General features: G+C 70.9%; 12 protein-coding genes, 2 pseudogenes and 1 riboswitch. Of the genes and pseudogenes, 9 read left to right on the forward strand and 5 right to left on the reverse strand.

From position 1 onward, the window contains the following. Window positions 1-277 precede the first annotated feature (277 nt). Together FNX44_RS15515 and FNX44_RS15520 are read left to right on the forward strand one after the other, a co-directional pair. On the forward strand, window positions 278-784 hold the full coding sequence (locus FNX44_RS15515) for a hypothetical protein (protein ID WP_143648842.1): 507 nt from the start codon (window positions 278-280) through the stop codon (window positions 782-784). Window positions 785-943: 159 nt separating this feature from the next. Then, window positions 944-1,192, forward strand: a complete 249-nt coding sequence (locus FNX44_RS15520) for a hypothetical protein (RefSeq protein ID WP_143648843.1) — start codon at window positions 944-946, stop codon at window positions 1,190-1,192. Window positions 1,193-1,461: 269 nt separating this feature from the next. Here FNX44_RS15520 and FNX44_RS15525 read toward each other — a convergent pair whose 3' ends face one another. The 4 genes and pseudogenes from FNX44_RS15525 to FNX44_RS15540 form a co-directional block, all read right to left on the reverse strand. Further along, window positions 1,462-2,502, reverse strand: a complete 1,041-nt coding sequence (locus FNX44_RS15525) for a M23 family metallopeptidase (RefSeq protein ID WP_407699154.1) — start codon at window positions 2,500-2,502, stop codon at window positions 1,462-1,464. An 11-nt stretch (window positions 2,503-2,513) separates the two neighbouring features. Continuing rightward, window positions 2,514-2,657: riboswitch (cyclic di-AMP (ydaO/yuaA leader) on the reverse strand. Between the two features lie 283 nt (window positions 2,658-2,940). After that, the gene (locus FNX44_RS15530; protein ID WP_143648844.1) at window positions 2,941-3,576 is read right to left on the reverse strand and encodes a response regulator; all 636 of its coding nucleotides are present in this window, start codon (window positions 3,574-3,576) and stop codon (window positions 2,941-2,943) included. Next, window positions 3,576-3,959 (reverse strand): annotated as a pseudogene (locus FNX44_RS28960) (sensor histidine kinase); the annotation flags it as partial. The gene FNX44_RS15530 and the pseudogene FNX44_RS28960, both read right to left, overlap by 1 nt. A 558-nt stretch (window positions 3,960-4,517) precedes the next feature. After that, window positions 4,518-5,408 (reverse strand): annotated as a pseudogene (locus FNX44_RS15540) (sensor histidine kinase); the annotation flags it as partial. Window positions 5,409-5,960: 552 nt separating this feature from the next. Between FNX44_RS15540 and FNX44_RS15545 the strand changes: the two are divergent. From FNX44_RS15545 to FNX44_RS15575, 7 genes are all read left to right on the forward strand, one after another. Next, window positions 5,961-7,094 carry an ABC transporter permease gene (locus FNX44_RS15545; RefSeq protein ID WP_143648845.1) on the forward strand — a complete coding sequence of 378 codons (1,134 nt, stop codon included), beginning with the start codon at window positions 5,961-5,963 and terminating at the stop codon, window positions 7,092-7,094. Continuing rightward, on the forward strand, window positions 7,091-7,807 hold the full coding sequence (locus FNX44_RS15550) for an ABC transporter ATP-binding protein (RefSeq protein WP_143648846.1): 717 nt from the start codon (window positions 7,091-7,093) through the stop codon (window positions 7,805-7,807). Before FNX44_RS15545 ends, FNX44_RS15550 begins: the two co-directional genes overlap by 4 nt. A gap of 294 nt (window positions 7,808-8,101) precedes the next feature. Next, entirely contained in the window at window positions 8,102-8,635 is a 534-nt protein-coding gene (locus FNX44_RS15555; RefSeq protein ID WP_143648847.1) for a type 1 glutamine amidotransferase domain-containing protein, read from the forward strand. Between the two features lie 144 nt (window positions 8,636-8,779). Continuing rightward, window positions 8,780-9,946, forward strand: coding sequence for a baeRF2 domain-containing protein (locus tag FNX44_RS15560; RefSeq protein WP_143648848.1), 1,167 nt, complete (start codon window positions 8,780-8,782; stop codon window positions 9,944-9,946). Between the two features lie 152 nt (window positions 9,947-10,098). After that, a complete protein-coding gene (locus tag FNX44_RS15565) occupies window positions 10,099-10,665 on the forward strand; it encodes a DUF6479 family protein (protein ID WP_143648849.1) in 567 nt (188 codons plus the stop codon). A gap of 142 nt (window positions 10,666-10,807) precedes the next feature. Further along, window positions 10,808-11,098: a DUF3140 domain-containing protein gene (locus FNX44_RS15570; protein WP_143648854.1), complete on the forward strand. Its 291-nt coding sequence runs from the start codon at window positions 10,808-10,810 to the stop codon at window positions 11,096-11,098. Further along, the gene (locus FNX44_RS15575; protein ID WP_143648850.1) at window positions 11,095-11,745 is read left to right on the forward strand and encodes an HhH-GDP family DNA glycosylase; all 651 of its coding nucleotides are present in this window, start codon (window positions 11,095-11,097) and stop codon (window positions 11,743-11,745) included. Before FNX44_RS15570 ends, FNX44_RS15575 begins: the two co-directional genes overlap by 4 nt. A 31-nt stretch (window positions 11,746-11,776) precedes the next feature. Here FNX44_RS15575 and FNX44_RS15580 read toward each other — a convergent pair whose 3' ends face one another. Continuing rightward, window positions 11,777-12,988 carry a cation:proton antiporter gene (locus FNX44_RS15580; RefSeq protein WP_143648851.1) on the reverse strand — a complete coding sequence of 404 codons (1,212 nt, stop codon included), beginning with the start codon at window positions 12,986-12,988 and terminating at the stop codon, window positions 11,777-11,779. Window positions 12,989-13,115 lie beyond the last annotated feature (127 nt).

Consider the following 13,115-nt stretch of genomic DNA (forward strand, 5'->3'; position numbering starts at 1 on the left):
GTCTACGGGCGGGCGGGCACATGAGCGGCACCGCGGGACCCGCGAGACGGCTGGTCGACGCGGGCCACGACGCCGTACCGCTGCGGGCACCCTGTCATACCCGGGGAGGTGGGTGGACGAACCGTCGCTGCTGCGAGATGACCACTTGCTGCCACTCGGATCGTTTCCCATCACAGGATCCGGACGGGTCGCCGTCCTGGCCGTGGGCTCCAACGGCTCTCCGGCCCAGCTGCACCACAAACTGACCCACGCCGGGGTCAGTCGGACCGTTCCCGTCGTGCCGGTACGGGTGAGCGGACTCGCGGTCGGACTCTCCGGGCACCTGAGCCGGCCCGGCTACGTCTCCGCCTCTCCCTGCCTGCGCCCCGGCGTCGTCACGCCGCTGACCGTCACCTGGCTGACGCCCGCCCAGCTCGCGGCCGTCGACGCCACCGAACTGCCCAACTGCTGGCGGGCGTTCCTCCCGATGGCCGACGTGCCGGTCAGCACCACGGACGGACGGCCACTGCCGGTCGACGGCGTGCACGTCTACGTCAACGCACGCGGCCTTCTCAGCCACTCGGACGAAAGCCCACGCCGAACCGCCGACCAGTGGACCGTCATCAGCTCACTGCTCGCCGAGTCCGCCCGACTGCGTAGCCTCTTCGGCCCCACACCCGAGTCGTGGGTCAGCCGCGCCCTCGCCGATCCCGGCCTGTCAGCTCAGGGAACGGCGGCGTTCCACGCAGAAGGGTGGGTGCGCCCCCACAACGACTTCCAGCGCTTCGCCCGCCAGAGCGCGTGACACACTCCGCCGCACGGCACTGTTACACGGCCGTGGAAGGAAGGCTTCTGCACCACACGCAACAGTGACATCCCGTCACCGCCACGCAACAAGCCGTTCCGGGCGCGGCCTTGTCGGCCTTAGTCAACGCGTACCTCTCACGACCCGAAGGGACGCGAAATGCCTCTCCGCACCATCCTGACCTCCGCGCTCTCCACCGTACAGGCGCTTCTGACCGGGCTGCTCGGCACCGCACGCACCACTCCGGCGGCCCTCACGGACGACCAGGCTCGCGCCTGTACCGACGCCAGGCCGGTCGGCCATGTCACCCGCCTCAGGCGCACCTCGGGCTATCACGGCCGCGCCTGCGCGGCCCTTCACCCCAACAGGCTCCGGCGCGCCGCGCACCACCACCGACGGGAGGAGTGAACCGCGCGCCCGCGGAACCCGAACTCACACCCCGAGCAGGGCGGTCCGCCCGACCGGGGAAACCGGCGGCCCTGGTGTCGGGGGGTGTCCACCAGGACCGCCGGAGTGTGCACCACCGCCCGCGGGGAGGGCGGCGGCACGTGTGGGACGCGGGTGCGCCATGTGGGGGTACGGCACGCCCGCGGGCAGGGAAAGGCGAGAGTCGGAGGCCGTGCCGCCGATCAGCGGCACGAGCAGCCGGACGGGTGCGAAGAACCACGCCGGGCGGTTCAGATCGCCTGGCCCTTGCTGCGCAGCCAGACAAGCGGGTTGATCGGGTCGCCGCCACCGGGTCGGACCTCGAGGTGGAGGTGCGGACCGGAGGAGTTGCCGGTGGAGCCGACACGGCCGATCGTGTCGCCTGTGGTGACCTGGCCGCTCGTACGGGTCATGGAGGAAAGGTGGCAGTACCAGACCTCAGTACCGTCCTCGAGCTGGAGGATGATGCGGTACCCGTACGCGCCCGCCCAGCCCGCCTCCTTGATCGTGCCTGTGTGGACCGCCTTGACCGGCGTGCCGGTCGGCGCGGCGAAGTCCTGGCCGGTGTGGTTGTTGGACCACATCGAACCGGACTCGCCGAACGTCGAGGTGAGTTGGAAGTTGGCGAGGGGGAGGGTGTAGCTGGCGGCCAGTTTGCGCAGCCGCTCCTCCTCCGCCTTGCGCTTCCGCTCCTCCTCGGCCTTACGCCGGCGCTCCTCCTCGGCCTTCCGCTCCGCCTCCGCGAGACGGGCGGCCTCCTGGGCGGCCTCCGCCGCCGCGGCGCTGGCGGCAACCTCTCGCGCCTGGGTGTCGGCGGCGGCCTGCTGTGCGTCGGCCTGCTGGAGAATCCGGGCACGCAGCGCCTCACCGGCGTCGGTCTGCCCGGCGGCGGCGTCCTGACTGGTCAGTCCGACCTGGGTGAGCGGGGCGGCCTGCGCGGTGGACTCGGCGTCGGCCTTGTCGGCCAGGCCGCCGAAGCCGGGAAGGTCGGAGGCGGCGGGCAGCTTGTCCACCAGCGCCCCGAGGTCGGGAACCGACACCGGGGCCTTGGGCTTGTCATTCGCGGTGGCCATTCCACCGGCGCCTATCGCGGCGACCATGCCGACGCCCAGCACTGCGCTGCTACGGCCCATGCCGCGCTGCTTGGCCACACGGTGGCGGCCACGGACCGGGCGGACGGAGTCAGCGGTGGGGTTCCACTCACCGCACGAGTCCTCGACGTCCGGCCCGTAGGCGGGAGGCGGCACTATGGCGGTGCTGACGGTATCGGCGGCAGGCCTGCTAGACGCCACGGAGGCGTTCTCCTTTCCTTCCCTCACGCCTACCGGGTTAGCTGACGGGTTCGGAGCAGGAAGGTCTCCTACGGGCGGCTTCGGAGAAGCTGCCCGATTCACCCCAAGGAAGTGGTTCCCCGGTTCCCTTCGTGTGCGAGTGACGGTTGATCACACACGTGCAGGATTCGGCCAAGGCGCACGGCGCCGCCTCTGTGACGGCTGTGACGACCGCGCTGCGTTATCGAACGTTAATAGACCCGGGCCCCGCATTCCAAGCCCTGACGGCAACAACCCCCCTTTCTTGAGGGGATGTTAACGCTCAGACCAACTTCAATCGGACGAATCGACAGCAGGAAAGGTTGTGCACCCGAAGCGGATCTTGATCAACTCGTGACACGAACGTGTCGCCACGATCACGGAACGTCACATGGTCGGGGGTGCGCCACCCACCCGCGCTCATATGCGGATGAGTCCGCGAGCCGTCGCGGCCGCCACGGCCGCGGTGCGTGAGTCGACATCCAACTTCGTGTAGATGTGCGCCAGATGGGACTTGACGGTGGCCTGGCTGAGGAAGAGCCGCTTGGCGATCGCCACGTTGGAGAGCCCTTCCGCGACGAGTTGGAGAACCTCCGTCTCGCGCCGTGACAACACCGCGTTGGGCTGCCGCACCCTGTCCATGAGTCGGAGTGCGACCGTGGGCGCGATGGCCGACCTCCCCGCGGCGGCCGTTCTCATCGCGGTGGTCAGTTCCTCGGTCGGAGCATCCTTGAGCAGGTAGCCCGTGGCGCCGGCCTCGATCGCGGCGACGATGTCGGCGTCGGTTCCAAATGTGGTCAGGATCAGCACCCGCGGCGCTCCGGCCATCGCGGTGATCTTCGCCGTGGCCTCGGAACCGAGCATCCGATCGCCGAACTGAAGGTCCATGAGCACGACGTCAAGCGGCGTCTCGGCGGCCAGGGACACCGCCTCCTCGGCGGTGGCGACATCGGCGACCACCTCGAAGTCATGCTCCAGCTCGAGGATGGCCCGCAAGCCCGCGCGCACGACGGGATGGTCGTCGGCGATGAGAATTCGGATCGGTCGGTCTGTCATCACACTGCCTGCCCCGAGTCTTCGGCGACGGAGAACGGAAAGGTGACAGCAACGGCGGTGCCCTGGTCAGGAGCCGACTCCACGACAAACGTGCCGTGCAGCGCGTGCGCTCGCGCCCGCATCGCCGCCAGCCCGAACCCGGCGCCGTCCGGAGCGGAGCCGGGCGGCGGCAGCTCCTCGGGCACGAACCCGATGCCGTCGTCCACCACGTCCAGCGCGACCTCGGCCTCCCCGGGCGCGGACATGTAGCTGAGCGTCAGTTCGACCCGGCCGGCGTCCGCGTGGCTGAGCGCGTTGCCGAGTGCGGACTGGGCGATCCTCAGCAGAGCCACCTCGATCGGGGTCGGCAGCACCACTGGCTCACCGGACAGATGGAAACGCACCTCCGGTCGGCCCCTTGGCACAACCGCTCCCGCGCCGCCTACCACCGCTACCTCGCGGCCCTCCCCCACGCGGTCCTCCCCGCCGTGCGCCGCCGCCTTCGTGACCGCGGCTTCCTCCGACAGGAGCCGCGAGCTCTCGGGCCCGGACCCCGCCGCCGACCGTGCTCCGTCACGGCCGTCTTCCGATGACGCGTCACCGCCCCGCCCCGCCCGTGCGTCCTCCTCACCATGGTGTGACGTGCCGCCGCCCGGGCAGCGCGAACCGACGCCGCTCTGCGGTAGGCCCACCGCAGTACCTTCCAGACGACCCACGACTTCAGAAGGCCGGTCCGACTCAGCACGGGGAAGAGGCGTGCCAGAAATGCCTGTGTCATCCGGGTCACCATCGGTTACCTCCGGGTCGCCGCCTGGTCTTCGCCCCGCCTGGTTCGCGGGGCGCCCTGCCGCACTCTCCACGATCAGGGCACTTCGCCCCGTCTCGCCACTCGCCCGCCCCACCGACCCGGCTGTCGGCCGAGGGGCATCCTGGGAGGCACCGGCCGGGGCGGAGGTCAAAGCCGTCGCCGTCGCCTCGCACAGTCGCCTCAGCGCTGCCGGCAGGGAACCCCGCTGAAGGTCCGGGGGCGTCAGTGCGCGGATGAACCGTCGCGCTTCCGCGAGGTTGTCCACAGCTGCGACCCTGGCCTGCCGAACGTGGTCCGACGCCACGTCGGGGCGGTCGGGCAGCTCGCGCTCGGCAGCACGAAGCAGCAACTGGATGCTCGACAGTCCCTGGGCGAGGGTGTCGTGGATCTCTCGGGCCAGCCGTTCGCGCTCGGTCAGCACACCGGTCGTGCGCTCGACGGCCGCCAGCTCGCTGCGTGCCGCGGTCAGCTCCTCGATGAGCTCCTGACGTCGGACGTTCTCCCGGTACAGCGCCTGGTAGCCCAGCACCACCGCCACGGCCACCGCGGCCCCGAGCACCGGCCCGACCACTGTTCCGATCGTGAGGACGTGGGCGTGCCAGCCGAAGCCGGCGACCGCAGCTCCCGTCGTCGCCGCGACCAGCGGGAGCGACCACCGCACGGGCAGCAGATACAGCTCGACGAAGAACAACGGGAAGGCGAGCCAGACACCGTCAGGCGTCAGCGCGAGAAGCACCAGCCAGGAGAGCAGCAGCCCGGTGAGCCAGAGACCGGTCGCCCGCGCTGAGACCCGCGCCGAGATCCGCGCGCCCGCCAAGACGGGCCCCAGGGCGTACACGGCTGCGACAAGCACGGCGGCCACCAGGACCGCGGCCGGTGAGCCGCGTACCTCGGAGGCACCCAGCAGTGCACGCGCGGCGGCCAGGGTCAGCAAGGCTGCGACGAGGAGGTGAACGCAGCCGGCGAGTACACGCAGGACGGGTGTCAGTGATCGTGATTCCACGGCGCCTCCAAAGGGTTTGGACCTGTCGAATGTTCGCAACATCACCGCGCGGCCCCACGAGTCGCGCGCCTGCCCGGCGGGCGACGCCGGAGACGGGGCCGTCGAGTCGTGTCGCGCGGTCAGGACGGGAAGAGCCTCGGCCGTGGCTCACCGCTCGAGGGAAGCCTGGCCCTGGGTCTCCTGCCGGCAGGCACCCTCGCCGTCGCGTCTCCACAACCCACGTGAGTCGGGACGTGGGGGCGATCGGTGTCAGCCGGGGAGGAGGGCCGTCACGGCTCGTCGCGGGCTCGTCGCCTCTTCGCTCGTTCAGCGATCTCGGTCGGGGGCCCGGGCGGGGGGAGTGTCACCGGGCTTCGAGAGCTGCCGGCCCGCCGATGCCTCAGCAGAGGCCGATCGCGCTGGTTTGACCTTAGAGGCCCGGGCGGCGCTCCGCCATCAGCCAAAAGGTGTAAAGCCCAGTGCACCTTTTGACTCCAGCGATACCGCCATGGAGCCGATGCTCGCGCACCACCGAGCCCCGGACAGTTGAACCGGCACCGCAGCGGGCGAGAACGCGCCGCCACGAGTGCCGCCACTACGAGAGAGGGGACAACCGTGTTCGTCGCCTGCAAGGACCTGCGCTTCGCACGAGGCAGGTTCGCGCTCATGGGCGTCGTGACCACCCTGATCGCGCTTCTCGTCGGCCTGCTGTCCGGGCTGACCGCCGGGCTCGGCCGTGAGAACACGCAGGCGATCACCTCGCTGCCCGCCGACAGGCTCGTGTTCGCCGCGGCCCCCGACGGGGAGAGCGTGTCCTTCGCCGACTCACGACTCGAGAAGACGACCTTGACCGCCTGGCGAAGTGCACCAGGCGTCATCTCCGCCGATCCGCTAGGCATCGCGATGACCCGCGCCGAGGCAGGAGCAGTCAACCGCGCCGTGGCGGCGTTCGGCGTCACACCGGGCTCACCACTCGCCCCGGACGCGAAGCTGGATTCGCGACAGGCCGTGCTGTCGCAACGAGCCGCCGACGAGTTGCGGCTGACTGTCGGAGACACGTTCCGGCTCGGCGCCCGGCAGCTGATCGTGAGCGGCATCGCCGAAGGGTCGATGTTCAGCCACACCCCCGTCGTATGGACCTCCCTCGACGTGTGGCAGCCGTTGGCGTCGCCGCGGGCCGTAGAGGTCGGGCGAGACGATCAGGCGGGCGACCAGGCCACCGAGGCGGACGATCCGCCGGTGGCGACCGTGATCGCTCTCCGCGTCGACTCCTCCGCGTCCCCGGACATCGGCGCCGTCGATCGGCGGCTCGGTACCAGGACCGTCACCGTTGAGGACTCGCTCGCCGCGATCGGCTCTTACACGGCGGAGAACGGCTCGCTCCAACTCATGCGCGGCTTCCTGTTCCTGATATCCGCGCTGGTCATCGGCGCCTTCTTCACCGTCTGGACGATTCAGCGCAGTACCGACATCGCCGTTCTGAAGGCGCTGGGAGCCTCTACCGGCTACCTCCTGCGGGACGCCGTGGGGCAGGCGGTGGTGCTGCTGGTGCTGGGCACGGGAGTCGGCACGGCCCTCGCAGCCCTGGCCGGCGTCGCACTGGGAGACACGGTGCCGTTCGTACTGGAACCGGCCACCGTCCTGTTCCCCGCCCTCACCATGACGGCCCTCGGCCTGCTCGGGGCCGTGTTGGCGGTCCGCCGCGTCACCGCCGTCGACCCACTCACGGCATTGGGGAGTGCCCGATGAACCTGTCCCTCACCGACATCACCCTGACCTACCCCGACGGCACCGGCCGACTGACAGCGCTGGATCAGGTCTCGCTCGAGGTGCCGGCAGGAACGGTCGTCGCCGTGGTCGGCCCTTCGGGTTCGGGGAAGTCCAGTCTCCTTGCGGTGGCCGCGACGCTCATCACCCCGGACAGCGGCAGTGTCACCGTCGCCGGGCGGGAAACCCGCACCCTCGGCCCTGGAGCGCTCGCCGAGCTCCGTCGAAACCACATCGGGGTGGTGTTCCAACAGCCCAACCTGCTTCCCTCCCTCACCGCCGCGGAACAGCTACAGGTCATGGCCCATCTCGCTGGGCGGCGCCCGCGGCACGCCCGCCGTCGCGCCCTGGAGCTGCTGGACACGGTCGGTCTCTCCCAGCAGGCGGACCGGCGCCCTCACCAGTTGTCCGGCGGACAACGGCAGCGCGTCAACATCGCACGAGCGCTCATGAACGAGCCCTCGGTGCTCCTGGTCGACGAACCCACCAGCGCCCTCGACCAGGAACGCGGGGCCGCCGTGATGAACCTCCTGGTCAACCTCACTCACGAGCGGTGCACGGCTACGGTCGTGGTCACTCATGACCGGTCGCATCTGAGAGCGGTCGACCGAACGGCTGAGGTGCATGACGGCCGCCTCGCAGAGCTTCCACCACCAGGCGGTCTGATATCCCGCCGCGCACCGACCACCACGTGAATCTCGTGCGTCGACGGCATACTCGCGTCGCTTACGGCAAGGCGTGTGATGTGAGAGTGCGGCGTTCCGGAGGCTCCTGCCGAGCGGCGCCGTGTCGGCGTCGACCTACCGACGGCCGGCATGCTGACAGGCAGACGGCGGGGCAGGATGGGGCCCATGCCGCTGCGGCCCTCGCCCTTCCCGGCGGGGCCGCCAGGTCCGGAAGCGGGCAGAGCCCTTGCGACGCGGGCCGCCGGGTCTGAGTCGCGGAACCGAAGCGCCGCGGGCCGAAGCCGAGACCAGAAGGAGGCGTATATGCGTATCGCGTTTCTGGTGGCAAGCGAGGGAGTCGAACAGGTCGAGCTGACCGACCCCTGGCAGGCGGTGAAGGACGCCGGCGGCGAGCCGGTGCTGGTCTGCCCGAAGCCAGGTGAGGTCCAGGCGTTCAACCACCTGACCGCCGCGGACACCTTTCCCGTGGACGTGACCGTCGACAAGGTGTCGGCGGACGACTTCGACGGCTTGGTGCTGCCAGGCGGCGTCGCCAACCCGGACTTCCTGCGGTTGGACAGCGGAGCGGTCGCCTTCGTGAAGTCGTTCAGTCAGTCCGGCAAGCCGGTGGCGGCCATCTGCCACGGGCCGTGGACGCTGGTCGAGGCCGATGTCGTCCGAGGACGGACGCTGACCTCGTGGCCGAGTCTGCGCACGGACATCAAGAACGCCGGCGGTACCTGGGTCGACGAGCAGGTCCGGGTCTGCGAGGAAGGCCCAGGCCCGCTCGTGACAAGTCGCAAGCCGGACGATCTGAAGGCGTTCTGCGACGCGGCTCTGCGCGAGTTCGGCGCCTGAGGCCGCGCGGGGGCGCGCTGTGTGCGGCGCGGGAACCTTCTCGAACCCGCTGCTCGGCCCACCAGCCGGGCGCCACGCGCCTTCCGAGCCGACTCATCGGCAAACCCACTCGTCAGCCGTAGCCCGTACCACCGTGGAGGAGTCATGGATCTCGCATTCCTCAATCCCGTCCTCGACGAAGCCGGGCCCTGGGCGTCCGTGTACATGGCAGGCGCGCAGCCGGGCCCCGGCGCCGAGTCCCAGCAGGAACTCACCGCGCGGGAGGCCCGCAGCCGACTCGACTCGCAGGGTGCGGACGGCGCGACCTGCGACGCCGTGTTCGCGGCGTTGCGTGAGCCGAGGCCGGAGCATCCCGGTGTCGCCGTGTTCGCCAGGGAGGGCGGGGTTCGACTGACGGTACCGCTGCGTGAGCCGCCGCCGCTGCCGGAAACGCACTGGACACCCGTCCCCCACCTCACTCCGCTGATGGAACGGATCGCGGAGCCGCACACCTGCCTGGTGGCGTACGTCGACAAGCAGGGCGCGGACTTCGAGCTGCGCCGGGCAGGAGGCGTAGGTCAGGAGGCCGGCGGTGTCACGGGGCGGGACTGGCCCCTCACCCGCACGCCCACCGTCGACTGGTCCGAGCGGCGTTTCCAGCTCTCCGTGGAGAACACCTGGGAGCAGAACGCCGCCGAGATCGCCTCCGGTGTGGCGCAGACGGTCGAAGAGACCGGCGCGGACGTCGTGCTGCTGGTGGGCGACCCGCGGCAGCGGCGCTCCGTGCACGACAAGCTGCCGACCGCGCTCAACGCGTCGGTCGTCGAGACCAGGCACGGCGGCCGGGCCGAAGGGTCGCAGTCCAGGTTGCTGGACGAGGAGATCGAGGAGCTCATCGTCGAACAGCGGCACCGGCGGAACGCGGAGGCCCTGGAACGCTTCCGCATGGGCCGTGCCGAGCACAACGGCGGTGTGACCGCCGTGGAGGGTGTGCCGGCCCTCGTGGAGGCGGCTCGGGAGCACCGCGTCGAGACGCTGCTGCTGCGGCCGGGCGGATCGGATCTCCAGCGAGAGGTCTGGATCGGCCGGGGCCCGGACCAGGTGGCAGTGCGCCGCACGGACGCCCGCTATCTCGGTGAGCCGGAACCGGCGTCGGCCCGCGCCGACGACGCGCTGCTCCGCAGCGTCGCCGCGACGGGTGGCGACGTCGTGGTCCTGACGGAGGAGGAAGCGGGGACGGAGGACGTCCCGGTAGGCGGCCTGGGCGCCGTGCTGCGCTGGGCGGAGGGGAACGGCGGTGACTCACCGGGCGGCAACGCCGCCGCGGCGTGACGTCGATTCCCGCACATCCGCTGGGGCCGCCGCGTCCGCAGGGCGCCGGCCGACCCCGGGTGGTGCGCCGTACGGAGGAAAACAGTGCCCGGAGCGATATGCGGACGCTCCGGAGGGCACCCGGAGGGTGACGGCGAGGGAGGCAGTACCGGATGAACACCACACTGGTGGAGCGATCCACCGTCGCGGACGCTGTGACGACACATCCCGCGCTGCTCGAGTACGCACAGGAGCGCGGTTTCCTGGTCGGCATCGCCCCGTTCCTGGTGGGCGTGGCCGCGGTAGTCATCCTCATCACCGCGGTGGTGGTCGGCATCCGGTTCCTGCGGCGGCAGCCGCCGAAGCCGCGCCCGGAGGAGCAACCCTCACTACCGGACTCGGGGCCGGTGGGAGAGCTGCACGAGCACCGCGCCGACGCGGAGATGCCGCACGACGGCCGACGGCTGATGCCCCACGAGATCAGCTACTACGGCACGGAAGAGGCGCCGGAGGGCGAGGAGACGCCTCCGGAGGACAGGCGCGTTCACGGCAGCGGCGCCGCGCCCACGGTGGGCCACGAGACAACGGAACCGGGTTCCGGCAATCCGGAGATGGCCAACCCGCCCGACGCCGGCCAGGTGCCCGATGCGGGCGAAGAGGAGACCGATCCGGCGCACCGGATTCGCCGTGAGGGCGACAAGCCGGGGCCTGCCGAGCCGAATTCCGCGAGCGGCAGCTGAGAGCCGTCTCCCCCGTCTGTCCGGAGCTACGAGAGAACGCTGACGCCCCGGGCGGTGTCGGCGGCAGGGGTCCGACGAGAGGAGAAGGACCGTGGCGGAGGATCCGCTTCAGCGTGACGAGCTGTGGGAGGAGTTCCATCGCATGGTGAACATGACCTCCCAGGAGCTGAGCGAGTGGCTGCGGACGGACAGCGCCGCCGAGAACACCGAAGAGCTTCCGGAGCGGTCTGGTACGCCGGACGGCCGTGCTGTGCTCGCGGTGCTGCAGAAGCGCCGTACGGATCTGACGGACAAGGACCTGCGGGTGATGCGGGAGGTCGTCCGGACGGTCGGAGAGCAACGCCGTGGCGACCTCGAGCCGGTGGCCGGCCAGAAGCACTGGAGGCGTCGGCTGATGCGGCTCGGCCACGACCCACTGAAGCCGCCGCGATGAGTGGCGCGGATGAGCGCCGCACCGCGGGAGCTCTGCTCGAGGTGTGCGGCCGGACGTACGCCGAGGAGGCGGGCATCCGGCTGCGGGACACGCCGCAGCCGCTCTACCAGCTGTTGGTGCTCGCCACCCTGCTGAGTGCCCGGATCCGCGCGGACGCCGCGGTGGGTGCGGCTCGCGCGCTTTACTCCCACGGTCTGCGGACACCGCGGTCGATGGCCGAGGCAAGTTGGCAGGAGCGGGTGGACGCCCTGGGCGAGGGCGGCTACCGCAGGTACGACGAGAGCACGTCCACGATGCTCGGCGAGGCCGCGCAGTACGTTCGCGACCACTACGGCGGGGATCTGCGTCGGCTCCACGACGAGGCGGACGGCGATCTGCCGACGCTGCGGGAGCGACTGCGGGAGATGAAGGGGATGGGGCCGGTGGGGGCGGACATCTTCCTGCGCGAGGTGCAGGCGGTCTGGCCGGATGTGGCGCCCTATCTGGACTCGAAGGCGGAGAGCGGCGCGGAGCGGGTCGGCCTTCCCGGGTCGGCCGGAAAGCTGGCGAAGCTGACGGCCAAGAAGGACGCGGCGGCCTTCGCGGCCGGCCTGGTGCGGGTGTCGTTGGACAAGTCGCTGGCGGAGGAGGTCCGCTCCCGCGCATGAGACGGCGGGGCGACGCCGACGTCACGGGCCTTCACCACTCCCCCGAGCTCACCCGCCGCCCGCCGGGTGCCGCATCGGCCTCAGCCGGCACACAGCGGGTCGCGAGCAGCGGGAACACCAGCACGGAGAGCATTCCGGCACCGACCAACGCGGCGGCCTCGGCCGTCTCCAACCTGCCGCCGCTGACCCCCAAGGAGGTGATCGCGACGACCAGTGGCAACGCCGTCGAGCAGTACAGAGCGAGTCCGGCACGTTCCCGGAGCGGCATGCCCGGCGGTGCCAACAGCACCACCGGCAGACCCCGCACAAGGAGGAACGACACGAGGAACACTCCCAGAAGCAACAGCGGTCGGCCGCCGCCGAGTAGCGCGTCCAGGTCGAAGCCGACGCCCGTGCTGATGAAGAACAACGGGACGAGGAAGCCGAACCCGAACCCCTCGATCTTGCTCATGGTGGCCTTGCGGTCGGCGGCCGCGGCATCCCGGAGGACCAGCCGGGTGAGCACACCGGCGGCGAACGCGCCGAGCAGTACGTCAAGCCCGAACGCGCGGGAGATCGCCAGCATGGCGGCGAGGAGCAGCACCACACACCGCACCGGGAAGTGGGCGCTGGTGTCGAGAGTGCGGGCGACCGCGGCGGCGAACCACGGCGGCTTGGGACGGGTGGCCAGGTACACGGCCCCGGCAGTGAGCAGGGCAAACGCCGTCAGTACCAGCGCGGCACGACCGGGCGCGCGGCCGGAGAGCAGCAGCGCGACGGCGATGATCGGCCCGAACTCGCCGACGGCGCCGTACGTGAGCACGGCGGAGCCGAGCCGTCCGCGCAGCCCCCCTGCGTCGCGCAGTACCGGAAGTACGGTGCCCAGCGCCGTACTGGTGAGGGCGACTCCGACGTAGAGCGCCGCGTCCGTCCCTCCGGTGGCGACCAGCACGGCCGCGCCCAGCCCCAGTGCCAGCGACACCAGCCAGGCGCTGACCGAACGCCGCAGTACGGCCCCGGAGACTGCGGCGAAGTCGATCTCGTATCCGGCGAGGAAGATCAGGGTGCACAGGCCGAGTTGGGAGAGGACCTCGATGAGGTCGTCGGGGCGGAGCCAGCCGAGCACGTCGGGCCCGACCACCACGCCGAGCAGGATCTCCACGACCACCACCGGCACGGCGAGCCAGCGACCCGCCAGGTAGGTGAGGGCGGGGGCAAGCACGGCGAGGGTCATGATGAGGACAAGTGCCCCGGCGTCGGACATACCGGATGCTTAGCATGCGGGCCGCAGGGCGGAGGGGAGCGCGGACCGTGCGGCGGCGTCGTAGCCCACCGGCCACCGGGCCGGAGTCCGTTCGGGCGGGAAGCCGTTCGGGCGGGCTGTTCGGGCG

The organism is Streptomyces alkaliterrae (genome assembly GCF_007097205.2).
GTDB lineage: Bacteria > Actinomycetota > Actinomycetes > Streptomycetales > Streptomycetaceae > Streptomyces > Streptomyces alkaliterrae.

What these genes read in the sequence shown, in the direction of transcription:
- FNX44_RS15520 (WP_143648843.1), top strand. Translation starts at nt 944, where the DNA reads ATGCCTCTCCGCACCATCCTGACCTCCGCGCTCTCCACCGTACAGGCG.
- FNX44_RS15530 (WP_143648844.1), bottom strand. Translation starts at nt 3,576, where the DNA reads ATGACAGACCGACCGATCCGAATTCTCATCGCCGACGACCATCCCGTC.
- FNX44_RS15550 (WP_143648846.1), top strand. Translation starts at nt 7,091, where the DNA reads ATGAACCTGTCCCTCACCGACATCACCCTGACCTACCCCGACGGCACC.
- FNX44_RS15555 (WP_143648847.1), top strand. Translation starts at nt 8,102, where the DNA reads ATGCGTATCGCGTTTCTGGTGGCAAGCGAGGGAGTCGAACAGGTCGAG.
- FNX44_RS15560 (WP_143648848.1), top strand. Translation starts at nt 8,780, where the DNA reads ATGGATCTCGCATTCCTCAATCCCGTCCTCGACGAAGCCGGGCCCTGG.
- FNX44_RS15565 (WP_143648849.1), top strand. Translation starts at nt 10,099, where the DNA reads ATGAACACCACACTGGTGGAGCGATCCACCGTCGCGGACGCTGTGACG.
- FNX44_RS15570 (WP_143648854.1), top strand. Translation starts at nt 10,808, where the DNA reads ATGGTGAACATGACCTCCCAGGAGCTGAGCGAGTGGCTGCGGACGGAC.
- FNX44_RS15575 (WP_143648850.1), top strand. Translation starts at nt 11,095, where the DNA reads ATGAGTGGCGCGGATGAGCGCCGCACCGCGGGAGCTCTGCTCGAGGTG.
- FNX44_RS15580 (WP_143648851.1), bottom strand. Translation starts at nt 12,988, where the DNA reads ATGTCCGACGCCGGGGCACTTGTCCTCATCATGACCCTCGCCGTGCTT.